The organism is Plastoroseomonas hellenica, assembly GCF_018129085.1.
In the GTDB taxonomy this organism is placed as follows: domain Bacteria; phylum Pseudomonadota; class Alphaproteobacteria; order Acetobacterales; family Acetobacteraceae; genus Plastoroseomonas; species Plastoroseomonas hellenica.
Map to the genome: position 1 here is coordinate 1 of NZ_JAAGBB010000128.1, position 3,039 is coordinate 3,039.

General features: G+C 71.2%; 3 protein-coding genes. 1 reads left to right on the top strand and 2 read right to left on the bottom strand.

Annotated features, from left to right (window positions below; translation table 11 throughout):
* Window positions 1-230: 230 nt before the first annotated feature.
* Window positions 231-1,268 (bottom strand): LysR family transcriptional regulator, encoded by a 1,038-nt coding sequence (locus tag GXW71_RS34355; protein ID WP_246527155.1) that lies wholly within the window; start codon window positions 1,266-1,268, stop codon window positions 231-233.
* Here GXW71_RS34355 and GXW71_RS34360 point away from each other — a divergent pair.
* Window positions 1,261-2,424: a mandelate racemase/muconate lactonizing enzyme family protein gene (locus GXW71_RS34360; protein WP_211858562.1), complete on the top strand. Its 1,164-nt coding sequence runs from the start codon at window positions 1,261-1,263 to the stop codon at window positions 2,422-2,424. The genes GXW71_RS34355 and GXW71_RS34360 overlap by 8 nt on opposite strands.
* 98 nt (window positions 2,425-2,522) lie before the next feature.
* Here GXW71_RS34360 and GXW71_RS34365 read toward each other — a convergent pair whose 3' ends face one another.
* Window positions 2,523-2,870 (bottom strand): helix-turn-helix domain-containing protein, encoded by a 348-nt coding sequence (locus tag GXW71_RS34365; protein WP_211858563.1) that lies wholly within the window; start codon window positions 2,868-2,870, stop codon window positions 2,523-2,525.
* Between the last annotated feature and the right edge of the window lie 169 nt (window positions 2,871-3,039).

A 3,039-nucleotide genomic window follows, 5' to 3' on the forward strand; every position in this document is an offset into this window, starting at 1 on the left:
GGCATCGCGCGCGCCGAGCAGCCCGCCGCCCAGCGCCGCGCAGCAGGCGCAGCCCGCCATCATCGCGAGCAAGCCCCGTCGCGGGGTGACGGCTTCGGCGCGCAGGGGCTGGGATGGGCTGGGGTGAAGGCGCGGCATCGTCGATCCTCCCGGAGGGCGCGCGGCCGGCCTGGCATCCCCGGCAGCGCCGGAGCCTAACGCCCCGCGCTTCGGCCGGACAAGCGCGCCCGCTACCCCTCCGCCGCCGCCGGCCCGCCGAGCACGTCCCAGAGCGCATCCGCGGCCGGGTTGCGGCAGCCCGGCGCGCGGTAGAGCCGGATGCCGACCGGCACCGCCTCGCTCTCCGGCCCCGCTCGCACCAGGCGGCCGGTCGCCAGCGCCGCCTCCGCCATGGTCAGCGGCAGCCAGGCAACGCCATGCCCTTCCTGCGCCATGGTCAGCAGCGTCGCCGCCAGATGCGCGGTGAAGACGGTCTCGAACCCCGCGCCGTCGCCGCGGCGCGCCCGGTGCGCGGCCAGGATGCGGCCGAGGCCGGAGGCCTCGCCATAGGCCAGGAGCCGCACCTTCTGCCCGGGCGCCGGCGGCAGCGGCCAGCGCGGCCGGCCCGCCGCCTCCGGCGCCGAGACCGGGACCAGCACATCGCCGCCGACCGGAATCCCCGCCACGCGATCAGCGTCGAGGCGGGTCGGCGCGTCCGGGTGGTGATGGCAGAGCAGGAAATGCACCTCGCCCGCCAGCATCATCGCCTCGCAGGCGGCCATGCTGTCCGAGACCAGGCTGATCGCGCCGGTCGCATCGGCCTGCATGTGGCCGCGGATCCAGCCGGGGAAGAAGGTGAAGGACAGCGCATGCGTCGCCGCGATCGCGAGCGGCGCGGCCCTGGCTTCGCCCGCCGCCTGCGTCTCGCGCCGCGCGCGGTCGAGGCTCTGCAGCAGCGCCTCGGCCAGCGGCCGGAAATGCGCCCCCGCCGGCGTCAGCTCCGCCCCCTGCGGCCCGCGCAGGAAGAGGCCGGCGCCGATCCAGTCCTCCAGCGCGCGGATGCGGCGGCTGAAGGCGGGCTGGGTGACGTGGCGGGCCTCCGCGGCGCGCGAGAAATTCCGCTGCTCCGCCAGCGCCAGGAAGTCCTTGAGCCAGTCGAGATCCACGACGATGCCGTTCGCGCATGAGGCGCACCGATCTTGGCATTGGCGCTTCGGCAAGGTCCAGCCGTAGCTGGCGCCGGCCCGCCGCGCCGCGGGCGTCCAGCCGCACGGGGGCAGCATGCGCATCGTCGACGTCCGCGAGATCACCCAGCCGATCGCATCGCCGATCCGCAATGCCTATATCGACTTCACGAAGATGACGACGAGCCTGGTCGCGGTCGTCACCGACGTGGTGCGCGATGGGCGCCGCGTCGTCGGCTACGGCTTCAACTCGAATGGCCGCTACGGCCAGGGCGGGCTGATCCGCGAGCGCTTCCGCGACCGCATCCTGGAGGCGCCGCCGGAGAGCCTGCGCGACGATGCCGGCGGCAACCTCGACCCGCACCGCATCTGGACGGCGATGATGGCGAACGAGAAGCCGGGCGGCCATGGCGAGCGCTCGGTCGCGGTCGGCACCATCGACATGGCGGTCTGGGACGCGGTCGCGAAGATCGCGGGCAAGCCGCTGTTCCGCCTGCTGGCCGAGCGCCGGGGACGCACGGCAAACCCCCGCGTCTTCGTCTACGCGGCCGGCGGCTACTACTATCCCGGCAAGGACGACGCGGCGCTGCGCGCGGAGATGCGCAGCTACCTCGACCGCGGCTACACCGTCGTGAAGATGAAGATCGGCGGCGCCGGCATCGCGGAGGATCGCCGCCGCATCGAGGCGGTGCTGGCCGAGATCGGGTCAGAGGCGCGTCTCGCGGTCGATGCCAATGGCCGCTTCGACCTCGTGACCGCGATCGCCTATGCGCGGATGCTCAGGGACTATCCGCTGTTCTGGTACGAGGAGGCGGGCGACCCGCTCGACTACGCGCTGCAGGCGGCACTTTCCGAGTTCTATCCGGGCCCGATGGCGACCGGGGAGAACCTGTTCAGCCACCAGGATGCGCGCAACCTGCTGCGGTACGGCGCGATGCGCTCGGACCGCGACTGGCTGCAATTCGACTGCGCGCTGTCCTACGGCCTCGTCGAATACCTGCGCACGGTCGATGTGCTGGAGCAGTTCGGCTGGTCGCCTTCCCGCTGCATCCCGCATGGCGGGCACCAGATGTCGCTCAACATCGCGGCCGGCCTCGGGCTCGGCGGCAATGAGAGCTACCCCGACCTGTTCCAGCCCTATGGCGGCTTCCCCGACGGCGTCGGGGTGGAGGATGGGCACATCACCATGCCGGAGCTGCCGGGCATCGGCTTCGAAGGCAAGGCGGCGCTGATCGCCGAGATGCGCGCACTGGCGGCGTAGCGTCGCCGACTAGAGCATGATGCGCTCGCAAGCGCTCACGCATCTGCTCCAGCATTGTGTTCGATCGCGTGATTCAGACTTTTCGGCGAGTCCGCGCTCTACCGCGGGGTCAGCGCGCGGATCATCTGGATCACCGCCTGCTGCTGCGTCGCGTCGCCGATCTCGGCGAAGCTCTGCACCAGCTCCTGCACCAGCGGGTGGTGGGAGGACCAATGCGCTTCCCAGCGGTCCAGCCCATCATAGAACCAGGCGACCGGCGTGCGCAGGCTGCGGGCGATCTCATAGAGGCGGCAGGCGGCGATGCGGTTCTCGCCGGCCTCATACTTCTGCAACTGCTGATAGCTGACCCCGATCAGCGCCGCGAGGTCGGCCTGGGACAACCCGAGCAGCAACCGCCGCTCCCGCAGGCGTGTCGCGATGTGCCGATCCACCGGATTGGCATCCATCGCCGGTCGCCCCACTCGCCTGCTGTCTCTCACCCAGGAATCCCCATCCACCGATGGATGAGTCATAGGGACGACAGCTCTAGCAAAGCGTGAACCGCGATTCCCGCTGCGCGGGTGGCTTTTCCATTCGAAACAGAGAGATGCCGAACGAACTGCCAGCATTAGGCGA

What these genes read in the sequence shown, in the direction of transcription:
- GXW71_RS34365 (WP_211858563.1), bottom strand. Translation starts at nt 2,870, where the DNA reads ATGGATGCCAATCCGGTGGATCGGCACATCGCGACACGCCTGCGGGAG.
- GXW71_RS34355 (WP_246527155.1), bottom strand. Translation starts at nt 1,268, where the DNA reads ATGCGCATGCTGCCCCCGTGCGGCTGGACGCCCGCGGCGCGGCGGGCC.
- GXW71_RS34360 (WP_211858562.1), top strand. Translation starts at nt 1,261, where the DNA reads ATGCGCATCGTCGACGTCCGCGAGATCACCCAGCCGATCGCATCGCCG.